This is a genomic window from Methyloferula stellata AR4, from assembly GCF_000385335.1.
Lineage (GTDB): Bacteria > Pseudomonadota > Alphaproteobacteria > Rhizobiales > Beijerinckiaceae > Methyloferula > Methyloferula stellata.
The window spans coordinates 3006180-3027448 of record NZ_ARWA01000001.1 but is presented as its reverse complement, the minus strand read 5'-3'; the positions used below and the strand labels follow the sequence as shown (position 1 = coordinate 3027448).

General features: G+C 59.3%; 18 protein-coding genes and 2 tRNA genes. 14 read left to right on the top strand and 6 right to left on the bottom strand.

The annotated features are described in order from the left end of the window. Positions 1-110: 110 nt before the first annotated feature. Positions 111-710: a PilZ domain-containing protein gene (locus A3OQ_RS0114825; RefSeq protein WP_020176195.1), complete on the top strand. Its 600-nt coding sequence runs from the start codon at positions 111-113 to the stop codon at positions 708-710. 4 nt (positions 711-714) lie between these two features. Here the strand turns inward: A3OQ_RS0114825 and A3OQ_RS0114820 are convergent, their stop codons facing one another. After that, positions 715-1683, bottom strand: coding sequence for a DUF3280 domain-containing protein (locus A3OQ_RS0114820; RefSeq protein WP_020176194.1), 969 nt, complete (start codon positions 1681-1683; stop codon positions 715-717). A 211-nt stretch (positions 1684-1894) separates the two neighbouring features. Between A3OQ_RS0114820 and A3OQ_RS0114815 the strand changes: the two genes are divergently transcribed. Both A3OQ_RS0114815 and A3OQ_RS0114810 read left to right on the top strand, forming a co-directional pair. Next, positions 1895-3304, top strand: a complete 1410-nt coding sequence (locus A3OQ_RS0114815) for a sensor histidine kinase (RefSeq protein ID WP_020176193.1) — start codon at positions 1895-1897, stop codon at positions 3302-3304. Beyond that, positions 3304-3963, top strand: coding sequence for a response regulator (locus tag A3OQ_RS0114810; RefSeq protein ID WP_026595847.1), 660 nt, complete (start codon positions 3304-3306; stop codon positions 3961-3963). The genes A3OQ_RS0114815 and A3OQ_RS0114810 overlap by 1 nt, the downstream gene beginning before the upstream one ends. Positions 3964-4108: 145 nt before the next feature. On the opposite strand, the gene A3OQ_RS0114805 is transcribed toward A3OQ_RS0114810, so the two are convergent. Beyond that, complete coding sequence (locus A3OQ_RS0114805; protein ID WP_020176191.1) at positions 4109-4819, bottom strand: outer membrane protein; 711 nt, start codon at positions 4817-4819, stop codon at positions 4109-4111. A 441-nt stretch (positions 4820-5260) separates the two neighbouring features. On the opposite strand from A3OQ_RS0114805, the gene A3OQ_RS22590 reads away from it, so the two are divergent. After that, positions 5261-5743, top strand: coding sequence for a MerR family transcriptional regulator (locus A3OQ_RS22590; RefSeq protein WP_083931598.1), 483 nt, complete (start codon positions 5261-5263; stop codon positions 5741-5743). A gap of 179 nt (positions 5744-5922) precedes the next feature. Here A3OQ_RS22590 and A3OQ_RS0114790 read toward each other — a convergent pair. Then, positions 5923-5998 (bottom strand) — tRNA-Asn (locus A3OQ_RS0114790). Between the two features lie 241 nt (positions 5999-6239). On the opposite strand from A3OQ_RS0114790, the gene A3OQ_RS0114785 reads away from it, so the two are divergent. After that, a tRNA-Cys gene (locus A3OQ_RS0114785) sits at positions 6240-6313 on the top strand. Positions 6314-6506: 193 nt separating this feature from the next. Here A3OQ_RS0114785 and A3OQ_RS0114780 read toward each other — a convergent pair. After that, positions 6507-7907, bottom strand: coding sequence for a cytochrome b6 (locus A3OQ_RS0114780; RefSeq protein ID WP_040580118.1), 1401 nt, complete (start codon positions 7905-7907; stop codon positions 6507-6509). A gap of 410 nt (positions 7908-8317) precedes the next feature. On the opposite strand from A3OQ_RS0114780, the gene A3OQ_RS0114775 reads away from it, so the two are divergent. Together A3OQ_RS0114775 and A3OQ_RS0114770 are read left to right on the top strand one after the other, a co-directional pair. Next, entirely contained in the window at positions 8318-8839 is a 522-nt protein-coding gene (locus A3OQ_RS0114775; RefSeq protein ID WP_020176187.1) for a c-type cytochrome, methanol metabolism-related, read from the top strand. 143 nt (positions 8840-8982) lie between these two features. After that, a complete protein-coding gene (locus A3OQ_RS0114770) occupies positions 8983-9894 on the top strand; it encodes an efflux RND transporter periplasmic adaptor subunit (RefSeq protein WP_040581191.1) in 912 nt (303 codons plus the stop codon). 26 nt (positions 9895-9920) lie between these two features. Here A3OQ_RS0114770 and A3OQ_RS0114765 read toward each other — a convergent pair whose 3' ends face one another. Then, positions 9921-11522: a B12-binding domain-containing radical SAM protein gene (locus tag A3OQ_RS0114765; protein WP_020176185.1), complete on the bottom strand. Its 1602-nt coding sequence runs from the start codon at positions 11520-11522 to the stop codon at positions 9921-9923. 774 nt (positions 11523-12296) lie between these two features. Here A3OQ_RS0114765 and A3OQ_RS0114755 point away from each other — a divergent pair. Both A3OQ_RS0114755 and A3OQ_RS0114750 read left to right on the top strand, forming a co-directional pair. Further along, positions 12297-13226, top strand: a complete 930-nt coding sequence (locus A3OQ_RS0114755) for an efflux RND transporter periplasmic adaptor subunit (protein ID WP_161607345.1) — start codon at positions 12297-12299, stop codon at positions 13224-13226. Further along, positions 13226-16453 carry an efflux RND transporter permease subunit gene (locus tag A3OQ_RS0114750; protein WP_020176182.1) on the top strand — a complete coding sequence of 1076 codons (3228 nt, stop codon included), beginning with the start codon at positions 13226-13228 and terminating at the stop codon, positions 16451-16453. Before A3OQ_RS0114755 ends, A3OQ_RS0114750 begins: the two co-directional genes overlap by 1 nt. A 44-nt stretch (positions 16454-16497) precedes the next feature. On the opposite strand, the gene A3OQ_RS0114745 is transcribed toward A3OQ_RS0114750, so the two are convergent. Next, positions 16498-16755 (bottom strand): FmdB family zinc ribbon protein, encoded by a 258-nt coding sequence (locus A3OQ_RS0114745; protein ID WP_020176181.1) that lies wholly within the window; start codon positions 16753-16755, stop codon positions 16498-16500. 250 nt (positions 16756-17005) lie between these two features. On the opposite strand from A3OQ_RS0114745, the gene A3OQ_RS0114740 reads away from it, so the two are divergent. The 5 genes from A3OQ_RS0114740 to surE all read left to right on the top strand — a co-directional run bounded on the left by A3OQ_RS0114740 (position 17006) and on the right by surE (position 21089). Then, positions 17006-17254 carry a twin-arginine translocase TatA/TatE family subunit gene (locus tag A3OQ_RS0114740; protein WP_020176180.1) on the top strand — a complete coding sequence of 83 codons (249 nt, stop codon included), beginning with the start codon at positions 17006-17008 and terminating at the stop codon, positions 17252-17254. Between the two features lie 119 nt (positions 17255-17373). Then, positions 17374-17874, top strand: a complete 501-nt coding sequence (tatB, locus tag A3OQ_RS22585) for a Sec-independent protein translocase protein TatB (RefSeq protein WP_020176179.1) — start codon at positions 17374-17376, stop codon at positions 17872-17874. A 24-nt stretch (positions 17875-17898) separates the two neighbouring features. Beyond that, positions 17899-18681, top strand: coding sequence for a twin-arginine translocase subunit TatC (tatC, locus tag A3OQ_RS0114730; RefSeq protein WP_020176178.1), 783 nt, complete (start codon positions 17899-17901; stop codon positions 18679-18681). A gap of 192 nt (positions 18682-18873) precedes the next feature. Next, entirely contained in the window at positions 18874-20310 is a 1437-nt protein-coding gene (gene serS / locus A3OQ_RS0114725; RefSeq protein WP_020176177.1) for a serine--tRNA ligase, read from the top strand. Beyond that, on the top strand, positions 20310-21089 hold the full coding sequence (gene surE, locus A3OQ_RS0114720; RefSeq protein ID WP_020176176.1) for a 5'/3'-nucleotidase SurE: 780 nt from the start codon (positions 20310-20312) through the stop codon (positions 21087-21089). The genes serS and surE overlap by 1 nt, the downstream gene beginning before the upstream one ends. Positions 21090-21269: the final 180 nt, after the last annotated feature.

Below are 21269 nucleotides of genomic sequence, written 5' to 3'. Positions count from 1 at the left end.
GAAAACGCGAATAATCTAAAACTATACGTTTTATAGTTCAGCTCTTGCAACTTCATCCTGCTAACTCTTGGCCGTGACGGATCGCCAAGAACAGCAGATGAGTTTCGTCAATGAACTGGACCTCGCCGTCCGCCGGAGAGCCCGACGACCGCCGCAACTATCATCGTGTGTCGGTCTCGATCGCCGGCCGTTACATGCTTGAAGACAAGCGCGAATTCCCATGCCGCACGACCGATATGTCGGCTGGAGGCGTTTCGCTGGCCGCGCCGGTGCGTGGCGCCGTCGGCGAACGCGTCATCGTCTATCTCGATTATATCGGACGCGTCGAAGGCAGCATTATCCGCCATACGCCATTCGGCTTTGCGATCGCCCTTGCGCTTCCGGGCAATAAGCGGGAACGGATCGCCGATCAGCTCACTTGGCTTCTCAACCGCGACTCGCTTCGGGAAGAGGATCGCAGGCACGAGAGGATCGTGCCGATCTTGCGGCATTGCGTTCTGCTTGAGAATGGTGAGGAGCATATCGTCAAATTGATCGACGTCTCCGTATCAGGCGCAGCCATTGCGACCGAGCTCAAAATTCCAAACGACACCAAGGTCCTCCTTGGCGCAACACCCGGCCGCGTCGCGCGCACCTTTGAAAATGGCATGGCTGTCGAATTCGACACGCCGCTCCCGATCGAGGATTTCGACGAAAACATCAGACTTTGAGCGGCTAGGGTTGTTCCTGGTCCTTCAACAGACGATTTTTGATCAGCCAGGCGGCGCCGCGGTTCCAGGAATAATCGGCTCCGATGCGAAGATCGGTCTGCTCGACGGCGATAACCGCGCCGGTCCTCGCATCGCGGATGCGATAGGTCACCGCATAATCCGTTCGCGTGATGCGTGTCACGATCCCGACCATGGATTGGTCGGCGCCGAGCTTCAATGCGATAGCCGCGTCGCAACCATTGCATTGCCGTAAATCGTGGCTCTTCACGGGTTCTCCATCGGCGCCGCCGACATCGATCAAATCATAGCGCCCCGATTGTGAAATTAGCCGGCGAGCCTCGTCCGTGACGCGGCCCAATTGGAGGGCGTCTTCTGCGCTGCCTTTGGTGACGGCGGCGCCGGGGCTGAAATCTTCCAGCTCGAAATCGAAAACGGCGAGTTTGACTGCAGGCTTCGGCTCACGCGCGGCGGGCGCGGTGATTTCGCTCACGATAAAATCTTCGCCGCGCTTCCAGGCGCTGTCCGTATCGCCGCGAAAGGTCAGCAATCGATCGAAGGTGACCGCATTGGTATCGACATCGATGGCCAGGACCTTTGCCCATTGGACAAGTGTGCTCAGTTTGTGAATGCCACCCATCAGCAGGATTTTTGCGCCGGCTTCGCGGGCTGCGGTCTGAAGGTCTGCAAGACTCGATCGTCCGACCCGGCATGCGTCCGGATGGCAGGCGGCCGCAACGATCTTGTATTTGCCGCTCGCCGCGAGATCCTGCCGCAGTGCGCTCATGAAGGCGTCCAAGCGCTTCTCGTGTTCATCGGTCTGGTCTTTGGCTTCACCGGACGTATCGACATAGTCGAAATCGATCACGGCCATGGCGATTTGCGGCGTTTCGGAAGGGCTCACATCGGCATGTGCGAGATTGAGAGATCCCAGCCACAAAGCAACGGCGGCGCTTGAGATGATGACGCGATGCATGTGGCGAGTTTTCTCCGGCGTGTGGGTCGATCGGATTGGCATAGTCCCGCTGTGCAGTGTCTGAAACGGCGCCTCGCCCGGCGCGAGCCGGGCAATTTTCCCGCATTTCCGCTAACCGCTTCCCACAGCCTCCGTTCTGCCCCTTAATGGCTTGTCGCCGCAGCGAACAGTTACGCTTGGCTGCTCTATTAAAGGTTTCGAAATGACACCGATGTCACGCCCGATCGATCTCAAGCTGAGACTGGCGCTGCGCGTCGCCGGGCTCGCGGCGCTCTGTTTTATCGCAGCCTCGGCTTACGTCTTGTTCGACAGCGATCAATCGGCACGCATGAAGGCCGAGGGAATCGCAAAAATCGTCGCAAAGGATTTGGAGCTTCAGCAGGATCAGGGCCAGTGGGTCAAGAACACGATCGGTCGTTTTCCCGACCTGCAAGTGATCGCTGCGTCCTTCATGGCTCCTGGTCTCTGCATCGCTTATCGCGCGAAGAGCGGCGAGATTCTTCAGCGTCTTTGCAGCGGCACGCAATCCGGCGAGACCGGCGCGCCCGAATATTTTTCAGAAGTATACAGGAGCATCTTCAAGCCCGGTACCGAAGCAGCGAGCCAAGTCGTCTTCCGGAACGAGGCGCAAGGGGAAGCCGTGGTCTCCGTCAATCCGGACAGTTTGATCGCGCAGGCTTGGCATGAAACAAACCGGCTCTTTGCCGTGATGGCGATCACTTTGTTGGCGCTGTGCATTCTGGTCTATGCGGCGTTGGCGCGGGCCTTGCGTCCGACCCGCGTGATCGTTGCCGGCCTCGAGCGGCTTGCCGGCAATGAGTTTTCAACGCGCATGCCGGCTTTCGATCTGGCCGAACTCTCGGCGATCCGCGACGTCTTCAATCAGCTCGCCGAGACTCTTGAGAAGACGCTCGCCGAGCGCAACGAACTGACAAAACGATTGATCGTGGTTCAGGACGACGAACGGCTCAATCTGGCGCGCGAGCTTCACGACGAATTCGGCCAATGCCTTGCCGCCATCTCGGCTGTCGCGGCCTCGGCGGGTCAGACGGCGAAAGAGGAATGCCCGGCGCTTCTGCCCGAATGTCAGAGCATTGCACGCACCGCCGCCCATATGATGGAAACGCTGCGCGGTGCGCTTATCAGGCTGCGCCCGCCCGATGTGGACGAACTCGGCCTCACGTCGAGCCTTGAAAGCCTGGTCGCCGGCTGGAATAGCCGCAGCCGGGGCAAGACGCGCTTTGAAATCGAGGTTCGCGGCGGCTTCGACGCTTTGCCGTCACCCTTCGGCGCCAGTCTCTATCGCATCGCGCAGGAAGCCATCACCAATGCCGCGAAACATGCCGAGGCGACACGGGTCGGCTTGCATCTTTATTTGCGCGGGGCTGACGCCGAAAATGCTGGGCAGGGTGCGCAGGAAATCGAAATGGTCATCGACGATGATGGCAAGGCTACCGGCATCGACCTCGCGGGCAAGTCCGGAATGGGCCTTCTCGGGATGCGCGAGCGCATTGCCGCGCTCGGCGGCAAATTGCGCTTCGAGGCGCGGCAGCCGACCGGATTGATTTTGCATGCGGTGATTCCGGCGCCGGGCATGGCGCGCGGGGGATGTCCGTCATGATGGCAGCAGCCCGTACGAAAATCATGCTCGTCGACGATCACGCCATCGTCCGCGAGGGATATCGATCGCTGCTGCAGAAGCAGCCGGGGTTGCAGGTCGTCGCCGAAGCGGGCGATGGGGCGGAAGCCTATCGGCTATACAAGGAGGCGACGCCCGATCTTGTCATCATGGATTTGACGATGCCGGGCCTCAGCGGGATCGAGGCCGTCAAACGCATCCGGCAATGGGATCATGCAGCGCGGATTCTCGTCTTCACCATGCATCAGAACGTGGCTTATGCCGTGCAGGCCATCCGGGCAGGGGCCAAAGGCTATGTCACCAAGAGCAGCCCGCCGGAAGCGCTTCTCAGCGCTGTCTTCGACGTGCTGAAAGGCCGCACTGCCTTGAGCCCGGATATCGATCACGAGCTTGCCCTGAGCCGCCTCGCCGGCGAGCCGCAAGCGCTCGACGTTTTGACGCCGCGCGAATTCGAAGTGCTGCGCATGCTGCTGGCGGAAAAGACCACGGACGAGATCGCCGAGACGCTCCATGTCAGCCCGAAAACCGTGGCCAATACGCGCTATCTCATCAAGAGCAAGCTTTCCGTCACCTCGGATATCGAGCTTGTGCGGCTGGCGCTGCGGCAGCGGCTGCTTGCCGTGCCCGGGATCGATGCCTAGCTCGCTCTTCTCGCCCTTGGCTCGCAACCCGAAGGTACTCGCCCGGCAGAGGCAAAAAAACCTCCGGCTTGGAAAGAGCCGGAGGTCGATGGCGGGTGCATGCGACGCAGTTTTCAACGAGCGTCCAAAGGAACTCAGACTTAACTCAGTATTTGGCGAGCACCGGCGCCGGCGGAGCATAAGTATCGAACTTATAGCTGAAGCCCACCTGCACGCGGTTGTCCGTCTGGTGATGCGTCGTGATCGGGCCAAAGACCGGCGAGTCGGTCAGATGCCCGTAGTCGGTGTAACGATATTCCGCGCGAACCGACCAATTGTTGGTGACCGCATATTCGACGCCGCCGCCGACCGTCCAGCCGACGCGGCCGGAGGTGATCTGCGAAGAGCCGAAGGGGAAGGTCACATAATTGTTCTGGATCGACGCGAAGGAGACGCCGCCCGTCGCATAGAACAAGGCCCGGTCGAAGGCCACGCCGACACGGCCGCGAACGGACCCGTCGATCGGAGTCTTGGTGGTGACGGTCGTTCCCAAGAGCGGATTGATTCCGCTGCCACGATAGCTCGATCCGTTCACATCGCCCTCGAGGCCGACAACGAACTGCTGGATCTGGTAATTATAGCCGATATGCGCGCCCCCCACGACGCCGGTCGGCGATGAAGTCGAACCACCGAAGCCCGAAAAGGCATTATCGCGGCCGAATTCATAACCAATCTGGCCACCGACATAGACGCCTGTCCAAGTGAAGATCGGCGGCGGCGGGACAAAGGCTGGCGGGGCATGGCGAGACGGCAGGTCCGCAGCAAAGGCCGCAGTCGACAGACCGCCCAGGATGGCGGCAAGAAAAATCTGTTTCATGATGGGTATCCCCCGAAAGGTTCCGTGTGCTTCCGAAGAGATAATTCTCAAGGCTCGCTTAGGATCCACGGGGTCGGTGCATTCGACAGGCGCGTGATAAATTTGCATCATATTGGCGGCGATGCGGTATTTGACTGCCGGTGAAAGCGCATTTGCCCTTAGAGGCGGCGCGGCCTGTTGCGTGCGGTTCACCGAATTAAAGAGAGATTCCACATTTAGGCGGATCGGCCTGTTTCGCTCGTTTAGGTCGGGCGGGAACTTTGGCGCGGGCTGATGCTTAACGCACGCTTGCGCATCGGGCGGCGCCAGATCGGCAGTCCGGCTTACTCAAAGGCTCAAAATTGCGTTTAAATTCATCAATTCGGGTGAGTATGTAATTCATATGTCATTGAATAGAAATGATATTTTGAATAAACTAGCTCGTTTCGGCATGGCAGGGAGATGAGCGCTTCCAGTCGAAATTATGGTGATGTTTCGGGCAATGATGCAGGCGGAACTGGTGGAGAGCCTGAAGATCGTCGGCAGCCATTATCGATTAGAAAACTAGCCAAAATTTATAACCTCAGCTTGCGTACATTGCGTTTCTACGAAGATCGAGGTTTGCTTCGGCCCGCGCGTCGCGGTTCCACGCGATTTTACACGGCGCAGGACTGCCGCCGCCTTGAGATTGTGATCAAAGGGAAAAGCCTTGGTTTCACACTGACCGAGATCTGCGACTTTATTGACTCGGTAAAAGACACCGTCAGCATCCAAGATTTAGCCCGTGCACTTCCCCCGGAAATAATCGCGGCCCAGATTGCCCATCTCGAAGCGCATCGCGGCGAAATAGACAAAGCGCTCGCTGATTTGAGGGAGTCTCTAACGGGTGACGAGGCGCCTATCGCTTCGCCGGCGCCGCCACTCATTATTGATGAAACGAAGTAAGCTCGTTCGAAGCCGGATGCCTGGCCGACTGAACGCGGTCAACAAGCGGAATCCTGCGATTGCGGCGCGCCAAGGGATAGAGCTCTACGCGGAGCCATCAACGGCCTCCGCCATCGCGCCGCGCGGCCGTGGCTGACTGCCTGAATTATCACTAATATCAGATTGTTAGGAGAGTTAACTGGCTCCCTGAGCAGGACTCGAACCTGCGACCGATCGATTAACAGTCGATTGCTCTACCAGCTGAGCTATCAGGGATCACGCACGCATGCGGTGGGCGGCATATAGCAAGGAGCCGCCGGCTTTGCAAAGCGGCATTTATGGCCTGCCCCCCGAAAAACGCCAAGCGCTCCGGATCGGATCTTGCGTGAAAACAAGCCCATAGGAAATGGGGTGCCCGACCATCTTGCCGCGGGATAGATGTGAAGCATTCCTTGCGACGGGCGGCCTTCCTTTGCTATAGCCCTGTCGCGCGCGGCTTCAGGCCTACGGCGCTAGAGGCCTCGTGGCGGAGTGGTTACGCAGAGGACTGCAAATCCTTGCACCCCGGTTCGATTCCGGGCGAGGCCTCCATCCTCTCTTAGCCAGTTTTGATTTTCCTCGACTTTCCCCCGCAATGGTCCGACTTTTCTCGACCATGCGGCGAAACTGGGGCGCTTTCGTTCCCCCGTGATCCCGTTCGATCAGACGCATCGACTGCCGGGCTATCGGTTTCAGGTGCGAAGGTTCATGGCGCTATGGCCATGAACCTCTCGAGGTCCGCACCTCAAAGGGTGCGGAGAAAGGCCACGAGGTCCTGCTTTTCCGGCGGTTCCAATTTCGTGCCGAGGACGAGGTTGAAGAACTCCACCGTATCGTCGAGGGTCAACAGGCGCCCATCATGCAGATAGGGTGGCGAGTCCTTGATGCCCCGCAGTGGGAAGGTCTTGATGGCACCGTCGCCGGTCTCCCACAATCCGTTGATCATGACCGGCTTGAAGAAGCGCTCTGTCTGCAGATCGTGCATGAGATTGTCGGTGTAATAGGGGGCGGTATGACAGGTGCCGCATCGACCCTTGCCGAAGAAGAGGTCCTGCCCGCGTAGCTCCGCGGGTGTCGCCTTCGCCGGATCGAGCTTGCCGAACACGTCAAGTTTCGGCGCCGGCGGGAAACCGAGCTCCTCCTGGAATTCCGCCATCAGATCGACCTGATTGATTCGGTCGAGCGGGTTCATGCCCTTCTTTGCTGCGATCACGTGGTCGCCGTCGAAATAGGCTCCAGCCTGCTCGAATTGGGTGAAATCCTCAACGGTCTTGAGGGCGCGCTGTGAACCGAACAGCCGCTGGATCTGAACGCCGCGCAGAGACGGGGTGACGATACGATGGCGGGCTTCCTGCGGACGCGCATCGGGCGCGAGATGCGTCGCCTTGTTGGTGTGGCCATTCGAGTGGCAATCGAAGCATGCGGCACCCCGGCTTGGCTCTTCCGAGCGGCGGTCTTCGGTCTCGTTGAACTGCTGCTGTGGAAACGGCGTTACGAGAAGCCGCAATCCCTCGATCTGCTTCGGCGGCAGAATGCCGTTGAAGAGTTCATAATAATTGTTGATCGTGACGAGCTTGCCTTGCGAGACGTCGCCAAGGTCCGTGCGCTGATTGAGATACATGGCCGGAGGGAACTCCGGCAGGAATTGATCCGGCAGGTCATAGTCTATGTCGAAACGGGTGAGATCGCGCTTTTCCTGACGGTTTATTTCATCGATCACGAAATGTGGAAACACGAAACCGCCTTCCGAATGTTTCGGATGCGGCAGCGGGTAGAAGCCTTTGGGGAATAAATTTTCGTCGCGGATATGCTCCGGCGTCATGCTCGCGAGCTGGTCCCAGGTCGCTCCCGCGGGAAGCTTGACGCGAACGCCTTCTTGAATGGGTTTCTTGCGATCCATCGTGACGCCCGGCGCAGGCCGGTCGGACAGATCGTAACGCTCATTCAGGAGTGCCGTATGTTCTTTCTCGACTTCAGCTTTCTCGCCTTTCAGCCGCGTCATGATCGTCTGAAAGGATTCCTTGATGTCGACGGGCATATAACTGCTGACGCCGCGGGGTGCCTGGGCGAGAGCAATGCCGCCACCGGCAAACCCGGATAAAAGGGCTAGTCCGATCCATAGTCTCTTATCAGCTCGAATTTTCATGGACCTTCTCCAAGGAAATGGTTCGTGAGAGCTGGCTACCGCGCTGCGGCTATGGACGAAGATGGTTTGCTGCCGACGAGGCCGTGAGCTGCTCCTTTGCATAACTAGGCCGCGGTTCCGCGATGTCGTCTGGGCCATCATAAATTTTATGTGAAGTCATGAAATATATCAGGAATATGATAATCATAAAACATTTCTAACTAGCGCATCGGGCTGGATCCAAGCTAATAGATTTTGCAAAAGGAACCCTTGCGATGGCGAAAGATTAGCCAATCGTTTCTTCCAAAAACTGCGCCCTATATTCAAACCGCTATGAGCGCCAATCGATATGAGCTCAGGCGCTTCAACAGGAAGCCGTTCCGCATTTCGCAGTATAAAAAGGGAGCGGGACCCAAGGATGGACGGAAGTCATGAACTCTGTTTCGCACGTCGTTTTCGCGCTCGCGGGTATTTTGATGCTGTCGAGCACGGTGGCGATCGCCGATCCGCCGGGCGATCCCAAAGCCGTTAGCAATACCAATGGCGAATATATGGATGCATCCGGTACACCCACCTATAACATCGCCAAAGACGGTACCGTTGACTGGTACACCAACGTCGGCTTCGTGCAGTATGGTGCGAACTGCCTCGCATGCCATGGTCCTGACGGCTTGGGATCAAGCTACGCGCCATCGCTCGTCGACGCGCTGAAGACGCTCAGCTATGCGGATTTCACGGCGACGGTCATTCAAGGCAAAAAGGACGTCAATACCTCGAACGATCTCGTGATGCCGAGCTTCGGCGAGAATAAAAACGTCATGTGCTATCTCGACCCGATCTATATTTATCTGCGCGCCCGCTCGACCGGCGCACTCGGCCGCGGCCGCCCGGAAAAGATGGTCGCGCCGCCGCCGGAATTTGAAAAATCGATCAATGCCTGCTTTGGACTCTGACGTTTACGCGCATGGCACGGTGGGTAATCGCACCGTGCCGCGCGCGTCCGGCCGGCCTTAAAAAGGTGCACTTGTCCTGCGGTAGACAAGATGAGACAAGTTATGCGGGCGCCGCGTTGGGCGCCCGGGTCCGAGCCGGCATCATGAATCTTTTTTGCAGAGAACCGATTTCGCTGGCGCGACGCGCCGGTTTTTCGATTTTCCTTTGTCTTTTCGTATCCAGCATTTGCCTTGTCGTGCAGGCGAGGGCCGCCGAGCCGCAGGGCATGGCGGTCAGCACCATCAAAGCGAAGAGCGCCTGTTTCGTCGATAGCATTCAATTGACTGGCCATATTGAGGCGCGGGAAGAGGTTCTCGTGCGTCCCGACGTCGAAGGCCTGAAGATTTCGAAGGTGCTTGTCGAAGATGGCGCGTCGGTCACTTCCGGCCAAGCTTTGGCGCAACTTGTGCGCCCCGAATATATTTCGGCGGGCCCCAATAATGTGACGGTCTCGGCGCCTGCGACAGGGACGGTCCTCCACAAAACCCTGGCGATCGGCATGCCCGCCTCGTCGCGCGGCGATCCGCTGTTTCGGATCATCCGCGATGGCGATTTCGAACTCGTCGTTCAAGTCGCCTTGACCGAAGCCGCGAAAATCAAACCCGGCCAGACGGCGCGGATCGAGGCGCTCGACGGGACGGAACTCGCAGGCACAGTGCGGCTCATCGAGCCGCAGGTCGATCCGCTGACGCAATCCTCAAGCGCGCGGATTCAATTGCGCAGCAAGAGCGGCGTCAGGCTTGGCATGTTCGCCAAAGCCTCGATCGATACGGTGCGCGTCTGCGGCGCGACCATTCCGCTGTCGTCGATCCTCTATGGCCCGCAAGGTTCGGTCGTGCAGGTCGTGCGCAATAATCATGTCGAGACGAAGCTCGTCAAAATAGGTCCGCTGTCCGGCAAGGATGCGCAGATTCAAGAAGGCCTCGTCGCCGGCGAGATCGTCGTCGCGCGGGCCGGCGCCTTTTTGCGCGAAGGCGATCCGGTGCGGCCCGTGCCGCTTGAGGGACAGAAGTAAGCGGGCGGCGGCCACATCATTGACTGCTATTCGGCGGCTGTCGCCGGCGCTTCCAATTCCAAGATGCGCATCTTGGCCGAATAATGCGAGGCATTGCCGCGTCCGGTCGTAGCATCCCGGGCGAACATGATGAGATGATGCGCGACAAGGCTGACGGAGATGATCGGCTCGATCTGGCCGCGGATCAGGCGGCGCAGCGCGAAGCCCCAAAAGACGCGCCGATAATCGCCGCGCAAGCCGATCTTCCAGAAGATATTTGAAAGAATGCGCAGTCCCTTGCGGATATTGCCCGGCGACAGCCGCTGGCGGCTCCAGGGCCGCTTCAGACGGTTCACATAAGTGGCGCTGGCGAAATGTTCGTAGCGCGAGAAAAGCGTCTTTGGTTCATAGGCCCTCGCCATGCAGTCGCGCCACATGGCCAGGACCGAGTCATAAGGCATGCGGAACGCCACATTCGACTCGAGATCTTCGTCGTGGCGAAGGCGATCTTCGCGCGTGAGCCGGTCCCAGAGCGGCGTGCGGGGCAGGGCCTGCAGCAGATTGATCGTCGCCATCGCGATCTTGGATTTTTCGATGAAGTCGAAAAGCTTGCCGCCCGTCTCCGGCGTATCCGTGTCGAGGCCGAGTATGATACCCGAGACCACTTCCATGCCGTGATCGTTGATCGCGCGGATCGCATCGAGGATCGGCAGATGCATGTTATGTTCTTTGTCGATCGCGACGAGCGAGTCCGGATCGGGCGTTTCGATGCCGCAGAAGATCGTGATGAAGGCTGCTTCCTTCATCAGCTGCAGGATTTCGGGAGACCGGGCAATATTCAACGTGGCTTCGCAGGCGAGGCTGATCGAATAACCGTTGCGCTTCTGCCATTCGACAAGATGCGGCAGGAGACCCTGCAGCGCGCGGCGGTTCGCGACGAAATTATCGTCGACGAAATAGACTGAACCCGCCACGCCGCAGGCAACGAGCTTGTCGAGTTCGGCGACCACCTGCTCGGGCCTCTTCAGCCGCGGCACGCGGCCATAGAGGCCGGGGATGTCGCAGAATTCGCAGGTATAGGGACAGCCGCTCGAAAACTGGATGGTGCCCAGAAAATAATGCGGAATATCGGCGAGCTCATAGGCGGGGATGGGGAAATCGCAGAGATCGCGCCGCACCCTTGTCGCCAGGACCACTTGATGTGGAGGCCTTGCCGTGTCCTTGGCAAGAATCGCAATCAGCTCCTCGGTCGCATCGCCGAGTTCGCCGACATGCAGATAATCATAGCTCGAATAATATTCGGGGCAGGCCGAGACCGAGGGGCCGCCCAATACTGTAACCTTGTCATGCGCGTGGGCGCGGCGGCAAATGTCGTCGACCTGCCGGCGTTGAATGTGCATACCGCTGACGAAAACCGCATCGGCCCAAATGAAATCCTCATCCGTGGCGCGCGTCATATTTTCGTCGACGAAGCGTGCCTCCCAATGTTTCGGCAGAGTCGCGGCTATGATGAGAAGGCCCTGAGGCGGCATGAAAGCCTGGACGCCATCGGCCAGCGCATAGGCATATTCGAAGGTTCCAAACGACGGCACATAACGGGGGAAGACGCAAAGGATGCGGCGAGAAGCGACGTCGGAGGATTGGCTCATGGACGTTCTATCCTGATCGACGGCTCCGGTGCGGCAATGTCCTTTTTAAAGATACAGTCTTGAAAAAGGGCAGGCCGAAATGCGGACGCCTCGGTTCGAGTGATGATCGGACGATATTATTTTCGCGCCACGATGCGTAAGCCTCGGTCGCAAAATTCGTCCCTTATCTTTTCACTTTGCCATTCCAATAAATGCGCCGATGCACACCCTCCATCGATCTTAAAACAAGAGGAGGATAACAGCGGGAATCACGGCGCGGTTGCGATACCATGGTGCTTCGCGCCGCACTAAACTATCGGCTCTGGCTTGGATGTAAAGCATCAATGAGGAAGAAGGACCGATCTTGCCGTCTTATCGCAGGCAAAAGACCTAGGACTTTCAGGTTCGCTCGCTGCGCATGGACGCAGCGAGGAGCGGGTGATAAGGAGTGCGGGCTTTTTTCGCATTTCTCAGAATGGTTTCGGGCCTGTGTCCGCACATAGATTTTCCGCCGAGCGGATCGATCCTCGATGAAGAGACGGCTTTTTCATTCGCGGCAGCAGCAGTCGGACCGGCACGCTCGTCCTCGCGTTTTCTCTACGATGCGAATGTGCGCTATTACACGAACGGTTTTCGGGTTTTGCGAGAGCTTCCGTGATAAAATCCCGGCTTCCCAGCACCTGTTTGAGGCGCTCTCTTGAGCGAATGGCAAATTGCTTTAGTTTGGCGCCGGTATCCCTGTCCCTTTTCAGCTTACGCTTACATGGTTTTCTGATGATTTGTTTGGGTTTGCCGTTGCGTCGAGATGTGCTCGCGATCCTTATCGCGGGCGTTCTTTCGAGCCCGGTTTTTGCCGAGGAGCCGACGCAGGAAGCAGCTGCTAGCACGACCGTCCTCGTCACGTCCGCGACCCAGGCCTGCTTTTCGAAGGTCGTGACCGTCACCGGCTTTCTGGTGCCTCGGACTCCCGCCATCGTGACCCTGGATCTCGAAGGCTATCAGGTCGCCGAGGTTTTCGCGGCCGAGGGCGACAAGGTGACCATCAACCAGGCTTTGGTCCGTGTCGCGAAGATCGCCACGGATGCGAACCAGCCCGCGGCAGCCGGGCAGGGCGCGCCGGGGATGCCCGGCCTGCCGAATTCGTTTCTTCTGCATGCGCCCGCCGGTGGCACGATCATCAAGAGCCGGGCCGATATTGGCGCCGTGTCATCGCCGCGCGGCGATCCCTTGTTCCAGATCGCTGCCGACAGTGTCATCGAGGTCGATGCCGAAGTACCCGGTCTCTATGTCGCCGAAATCGCCGAGGGACAGACGGCTTCGATCAAAGTCGAGCAAGGCGAGGTCAGCGGGCGCGTCCGGCTCGTCGCCGCCGAAATCGATCCGGTTTCCCACATGGGCCATGTGAGGCTCTCGGTTTCACCCGATTTTCCGCTGCGCGCCGGGGGGTTCGCTCGGGCGAGCATCGATACGAGCCGCAGTTGCGGGGTCTCCGTCCCGCGCTCGGCCGTTTTGCATGGCAGCGACGGCGTCAGCGTGCAGATCGTGCACGGCCATATCATCGAGACGCATCGCGTCCGGCTTGGGCTCTATTCCGATCATAATGTCGAAATCCGCGAAGGCGTCCGGGTCGGCGATCTCGTCGTAGCGCATGCCGGCACCTCGCTGCGCGATGGCGATGAAGTGACGACAAGGCCGATCGACGAACAAGACCAAAGGCGGCGCTAATGGCGGTCAATATTTCAGCTTGGTCGATCAAGCGGCCGCTTCCAGCCGTCGTCTTTGGCCTGGTTCTGCTCGCGCTCGGCTGGGCCAGCTTCAACAAATTGCCGATCACGCGCCTGCCGAACGTCGATCTGCCGGTGATCTCCGTCATCATTACGCAATTTGGCGCGGCGCCGGCCGAGCTTGAATCTCAGGTCACGAAAACCGTCGAAGACGCCGTGTCGGGCGTCGAAGGCGTGCGCCACATTACCTCGACGGTGACGGACGGCGTCTCGGCGACGGTCATCATGTTCCGGCTCGAGACCAATACCGACCGCGCGCTGAACGATATCAAGGACGCGATCACGCGGATCAGAGGCAATCTCTCGCGCAACATCGACGAGCCCTTGATCCAGCGCGTCGATATTGTCGGCCTGCCGATCGTCACCTACGCCGCGATTGCGGCCGGCAAGACGCCGGAGCAATTGTCGTTCTTCGTCGACGACGTCGTCAAACGCAAGCTGCAAGGCGCGCGCGGCGTCGGCCAGGTCCAGCGCATCGGCGGCGTCGATCGCGAAATTCTCGTCTCGCTCGATCCGGATAAGCTGCAGGCCGTTGGTCTTACCGCAGCCGACGTCAGCCGGCGGCTGCGCGGCAATAGCATCGATCTTGCCGGAGGCCGCGCCGAACTCGGCGGCACGGATCAGACCATCCGGACATTGGCCGGCGCCCGCACGCTGGCTGAATTGGCCGGCACGATGATCAGCCTGCCGAAGGGTGGCGAAATCCGCCTCGACGATCTTGGCACCGTCACGGATACGATCGCGGAGCCCCGCACCTTCGCACGCCTCGACGGCAAGCCCATCGTCGCCTTCAGCGTTCTGCGTTCGAAGGGCGCGAGCGATGTCACAGTCGCGGAAAACGTGTCGAAGGTCTTGGACGAGATCAAAGCGTCCAATCCGGACGTCGATTTGAAGCGCATCGATACCTCGGTCGAATATACGCTCGGCAACTATGAATCGGCGATGAGCACCCTCTTTGAAGGCGCTGCGCTCGCCGTCATCGTGGTCTTTATCTTCCTGCGCGATCTGCGCGCAACCGTGATCGCCGCGATCGCGCTGCCTTTGTCGATCATGCCGGCCTTCTGGGTCATGGATGTACTCGGCTTCTCGCTCAACATGGTGAGCCTGCTCGCGATCACGCTCGCCACGGGTATTCTCGTCGACGATGCGATCGTCGAAATCGAAAATATCGTGCGCCACATCAGGATGGGAAAGACGCCCTATCAGGCGGCGATAGACGCAGCCGACGAAATTGGCCTCGCCGTCATCGCAATCAGCCTGACCATCGTCGCGGTCTTCGCGCCGGTGAGCTTCATGGGCAGCATTGCCGGGCAGTTCTTCAAACAATTCGGCCTGACCGTTTCGGCGGAAGTGCTGTTCTCCCTGCTTGCGGCGCGCCTCATCACCCCGATGCTGGCCGCCTATTTCCTCACCCGCCATCAAAAGGCGGAAGTCGAAGAGGGCCCGATCGTCCAGCGTTACGGGCGTCTCGTCCAATGGTCGATCGAGCATCGCTATCTTACAGTCTTGATCGGTCTCGTGCTGTTCGTGCTCTCGATTCTCAGCACGAAACTTCTGCCGTCGAATTTTCTGCCGGCGCAGGATACGGCGCGCTCGCTTCTCGCCGTCGAGCTGCCGGCCGGCGCGCAGCTCTCCGACACGCAGAGGGTGACGGAGAACATTGTCACGCACTTGAAAACGCGGCCGGAAATCCAAAGCGTCTTCATCGACGGCGGCCGGATTCCGCCTTCGACCATGGAAGTCCGAAAAGCCGCGCTCGTCATCAATTACACGCCGAAGACGCAACGCAGCCAAAGCGTGCATCAGCTTGAACTCGCGATCGGCAAAGAACTCGAAGATGTGCCGGACATCCATTATTGGTTCCTGGACGACAATGGTCAGCGGCCGGTCTCGCTGATCGTGACCGGCGCCGACGGCGCCACGGTTTCGAATTTCGCGGCGGAATTGGCAGCGCGCATGCGCACGATCCCGCTCGTCACCAATGTCGTCGCGGCGACGTCGCTCGATCGTCCGGAACTCTTGATCAAGCCGAAGCGCGATCTCGCGGCCCGCATCGGCGTTTCGACGGAAGGCCTGTCTGAAACGCTGCGCATCGCGACGATTGGCGATTTCGGTCCGGCTCTGGCGAAGTTCAACACCGGCAATCAATTGGTGCCGATTAGGGTCCAGCTCGCAGAAAACGCCCGCACAGACCGGCAGGTTTTGGGCAATCTCCGCGTGCCGACGGGCTCCGGCGGCAGCATTCCGCTGCAATCGATCGCCAATATCGAATTGAGCCAGGGGCCGATCAGCATTGCACGCTTCGACCGTGAGCGGCAGGCGACATTACAGGCTGATCTTGTCGGCAATTCCGCTTTGGGCGATGCGATCACTGCCATCTACGACCTGCCGATCATGAAGCAATTGCCGCCAGGCATTAGCGTCAAGCAGGCCGGCGACGCCGAAACCATGGCCGAGCTTTTCGGCGGCTTCGCCGATGCCATGCGCGACGGCCTGATGATGGTCTATTCCGTGCTCGTCCTGCTGTTTGGCAGTTTCCTCCAGCCGGTGACCATTCTGTTTTCGCTGCCGCTCTCAATCGGCGGCGCGATCCTGGGTCTGCTCGTCACCGGACGACCGCTTTCGATGCCGGTCATCATCGGCATATTGATGCTGATGGGCATCGTCACGAAAAACGCGATCATGCTCGTCGATTTTACGATCGAGGCGATTGCCAGCGGCATGGACCGCACCTTGGCCATCGTGGAAGCGGGCAAGAAGCGGGCGCGGCCGATCATCATGACGACGGTCGCCATGGTCGCCGGCATGGCGCCCTCGGCTCTCGCGATCGGTGCCGGCGGCGAGTTCCGCTCGCCTATGGCGATCGCGGTGATTGGCGGCCTGATCGTATCGACGCTTCTGTCCTTGCTCTTCGTCCCCGCCTTTTTCGCGATGATGGACGACATCAGCGGGCTGATCGTACGAAGCTGGAACAGATTCACGATCCTCGAAGGCAATGCGCCGGAGGAATCGGGAGAAGGTCCGGATAAGCGCTCCGACAAGCGGCCGCCTCAGTCCAGCGAAGGGCAACAGCAGACCGAGGTGACGCGGCATGTGGTCAAGCCGGGCAGCCGGACCTATGCCGCGAGCCTCGCCAATTATGTCTCGAGATATTTTAACAGAGGCTGAGCCGTCCGGGGGCGCGAAGGCGGCTCGCCTTATGTCTTGCGGCTCTATTTCTTGATGGGCTTGGCGCCGAGGGCTTTCAGTTCCTTATTGTCGACATTGCACATATGGCCTTCCGCATAGGCGGCGCGGCGCCAGGACTTGGCAATGGCCGGATATGTGATGTTGCCGCAGATTTTCGACATTTCCTGCTGGAGGTTTGCACTGTTGCAAGCCGGGCAGGTGGGAACCTCGACGTCCGAGGAACGGACAAGGGTTTCGAACTCGTTCTCGCAATCATTGCAATGGAAGGCGCGAAGCGGCATTTCATCCTCGTGGCCGGTTGGGACTCATCTCTGGCCGGGTCTGTAGCATCATTTATGCCGTGTAGAAAACGGCCTTATGCCTAGATAGTGGAAAGCTGCGGCATTTTACGGCCGAATCGGTGCTCCTTACCTAAAATCGACCCCGGTTCGTCAAAGAACCGTGCTTCTGCTTGTTTTTCCAGGGTGCCGAGCATAGTTTGTGGGCACGTAATCTGGGCGCAAGGGCGTCTCGCCAATTGGAAGGTCCGCCATGGGAAGTTTTTCGATTTGGCATTGGATCATCGTCGGTGCCGTTGTCCTGCTTGTCTTCGGAGGCAAGGGCAAGATCTCGGACATCATGGGTGATGTCGCCAAGGGCATTAAGTCCTTCAAGAAGGGCTTGAGCGACGAAGAGGCCGGTAGCACCGAGCAGGCGCGCACGCCTGAGCCGATGCGCAGCCTCGATCATCAGCAAGCACCCGAGGCCAGCAAGATTTCGGAGACGCATAAGGTCGGCTAAAGCATCGGACCGAAAAGTGCGAAGCGGTTTTCGGATTAATCCGATGCGATTAAAAGACTTAAGCTCCGGACCGTTCGATATGAACGTCCGCTGCTCTAAGCCCGGTTAGCGTCACATCCATGTTCGATTTCGACGTCGGCAAACTCTTCATCATCGGGATCGTGGCGCTGGTCGTCATCGGGCCGAAGGAATTGCCGCGCGTATTGCGGCAGGTCGGCCAGGCCGTCGCCAAATTGCGCCGCATGTCGGCGGATTTCCAAAAACAATTCATGGATGCCATGCACGAGGCCGACATGGCGGATATCAAGGCCGAAGCCCAGAAATTGGCGGAGGCCGCGCGGGTGAACGTTAGCTATGACCCGATCCGCGAGGTCAAAAGCCAGATGACCGAGGCCGTCAAAGCCTTAGAAGCGCCCAAGGCCACGTCGATGCAGTCCGAGCCAATGCCGCCCGTGTCATCTACCCCTGTGCCGGCCGAGCTTATGTTGCCGCCGCAGGCCGCCGAACTCCCCGCCGAAGGCCCGATGAAAGGCCCGCCGGTCGAGGTCGAGCTGCCGGTCGCCAAGGAGCTCTCGCAAGAGCCCGAAATGGTCAAGGCGTCGCCGCCGGCCGCGCCATGACCAAGCTTCTGTGAACCTGCAATCATGACCGACGCCGATATCGAGGCCACGCGCGCCCCTTTGATCGATCATCTGATCGAGCTCCGGGCGCGGCTCATCAAGGCCTTGCTCGCTTTCCTCATCATGTTCGCCATTTGTTTCTATTTCGCCAGGGATATTTACAATCTTCTTCTTGTGCCCTTCGAACATGTGGCCGGCCCCGACGCGAAGCTGATCTATACGGCGCCGCAGGAGTATTTCTTCACCCAGATCAAGGTCGCGGTTTTCTCCGCCGCCTACCTGTCCTGTCCAATCATTTTCGCGCAGATCTATGCTTTCGTGGCGCCGGGCCTCTATCGGCACGAGCGCAGCGCCTTCGCGCCTTATCTTTTCGCGACGCCTTTTTTCTTCGCGCTTGGCGCGCTGCTCGTTTATTTCGTCGTCATGCCGAATCTCTTGAGCTTTTTCATCGGCATGCAGCAGGCGAAAGAGCCCGGCAAGGCGCAGATCGAGCTTCTGCCGCGCGTCAGCGAATATCTTTCCTTGATCATGACCTTGATCTTCGCCTTCGGGATCACCTTCCAGCTCCCGGTAGTCCTGACGCTCCTGGGCCGGGTCGGCATCATCGACGCGGCATTTCTGCGGGCGCAAAGGCGCTATGCGGTGGTTCTTTGCTTCATCGTCGCGGCTTTGCTGACGCCGCCCGACATCTTCTCCATGTTGGCGCTTGCCGTTCCGGCTCTGCTCCTCTACGAGGCGTCGATCGTCGCCGTCGCGATGATCGAGAAGAAACGCGCTCAGGAACAAGCCGAAGCCGGCGGGACTTAAACCCTCTCCCAGAGGGAGAGGGTGGCTGCGAAGCAGCCGGGTGAGGGGTTACGATCCTCACCATGAACGTACCCCACTGGGATGCTTCAAATAGGTTTCTCTTATATGGAGAACCTAACCCCTCACCCGGTCGGCTACGCCGACCACCCTCTCCCTCTGGGAGAGGGTTCAAGCGAGCCTTATGCTGCTGCTATGTACGACATCAAATGGATCCGCGAGAACAAAGCCCTCTTCGACGAAGGCCGCAAAAGGCGCGGGCTAGATCCGCTCGCCGATGCGCTTCTCGCGCTGGACGACACGCGCCGCGCGGCCATCGCCAAAAGCCAGGCGGCGCAGGAGCGCCGCAACGCAGCGTCGAAAGAAATCGGCGCGGCCATGAAGGCGAAGGACATGGCCAAGGCCGATGCCCTGAAAGCCGAGGTCGCAGATCTGAAGGACGCGCTGCCGGCCTTCGAGGCGGAAGAGCGCGCGGCGATCGAAGCGCTCGACAAAAAGCTCTCTGAAATCCCGAATACGCCTCTGCCCGATGTGCCTTTCGGGCATGACGAGAACGACAATCCCGAGCTGCGCAAGTTCGGGGAGATCCCGCAATTCGCGTTTCAGCCAAAGGAGCATTTCGAAATCGGCGAAGGCTTGGGGCTGATGGATTTCGAAACCGCGGCGAAATTGTCCGGCGCGCGTTTCGTCGTGAATAAGGGCCCGCTGGCTAGGCTTGAACGTGCGCTCGGGCAATTCATGCTCGATCTGCACACGGGCGATCACGGCTATATGGAAGTGAACCCGCCGATCCTTGTTAAGGACGAGGCGATGTTCGGCACGGCGCAATTGCCGAAGTTTTACGACGATCAATTCCTCGCAACTTCTGGGGCGTTTATCGAGCAGCAAGCCAAGCACGCCGTCATAGCGTCGTTTAGTGCTGCAGCAGAAATTATTAGTCGAGAGGGCGTCGATGCCTTTACACATGTAGCTGCTGGCGATCCTAGCGCTCAATACGAGTTTAACCTCACTACCAATCCAGATAGACATTGGCTCATCCCCACAGCCGAAGTGCCGCTCACGAATCTCGTACGCGAATCGATCCTCGACGAAACGCAATTGCCGATGCGGCTCACCGCCTGCACGCCCTGCTTTCGCGCCGAGGCGGGCTCTGCCGGGCGCGACACGCGCGGCATGATCCGCCAGCATCAATTCACCAAGGTCGAACTCGTCTCGATTACGACGCCCGAGCAATCGCAGGCCGAGCACGAGCGCATGCTCGGCTGTGCCGAAGAAGTGCTAAAGCGCCTCAAGCTGCCTTATCGCGTCGTGACGCTCTGCACCGGCGACATGGGCTTTGCCTCGCAAAAGACCTATGACATCGAAGTCTGGTTGCCGGGGCAGGGCAAATATCGCGAGATTTCGTCCTGCTCCGTCTGCGGCGATTTCCAGGCGCGGCGCATGAAGGCCCGCTACCGCCCCGAGGGCAAGAAGGACACGGTCTTCGTGCATACGCTGAACGGTTCCGGCGTCGCGGTCGGCCGCGCGCTTGTCGCCGTGCTCGAAAATTATCAGAACGAAGACGGCTCCGTCACAGTGCCTGACGCCTTGCTGCCCTATATGGGCGGCATCACGAAAATCGAGAAGCTTTGATGCGCATATTGGTCACCAATGACGACGGCATTCATGCCCCTGGCCTCGCCGTGCTGGAGCGCATCGCGAAGATCCTGTCGGACGATGTCTATGTCGTGGCCCCCGAGGCCGACCAGTCCGGCGTCGCGCATTCGCTGTCGCTCAACGATCCTTTGCGGCTGCGCAAAATCTCGCCGCGTCATTTCGCGGTGAAGGGCACGCCGACCGATTGCGTCATCATGGGCGTGCGCTCGCTCATGCTCGACAATCCGCCGGACCTTGTGCTGTCGGGCGTGAACCGCGGCCATAATATAGCAGAAGACGTTTCCTATTCCGGCACGATCGCGGGCGCGATGGAAGGCACGTTCCTCGGCATCCCGTCGATCGCTCTCTCGCAAGCCTATGGGCATCACGAGGATCAGACCACGACGGAGCAATGGGACTGCGCGGAGAAACACGCGCCGGGTCTCATCAAGCAGATCCTGAAGGCCGGCATTGATCCGAATACATTCATCAATATCAATTTCCCCGATTGTCCGGCGGATAAGGTCGAAGGTACATCCGTCACCGTGCAGGGGCGGCGCGACGCGCAGACGATGAAGATCGAGCCGCGCCATGACGGGCGCGGCAATCCCTATTATTGGATTGCCTTCGAGCGGTTTACGTCGGCTGTCGGCGCAGGTACCGATCTTGAAGCCTTGCGCTCGAACCGGATCTCGGTCACGCCGCTGCGCATCAATATGACCGACGAGGCGTCGATTGCGCGCTATACGCAGGTTTTTAATTCACGCGGCGCATGATCGGATGATGTGCTCGCCGCAGGCGAGATATGCTAGTGTAGAATCGGTGTGCACGAACCCTCTCCCTGTGGGAGAGGGTGGTTGGAGAAGCCAACCGGGTGAGGGGTTACGCTCTCAGACGATGGAGATCGTAACCCCTCATCCGCCTCGCTTCGCTCGGCACCTTCTCCCACAGGGAGA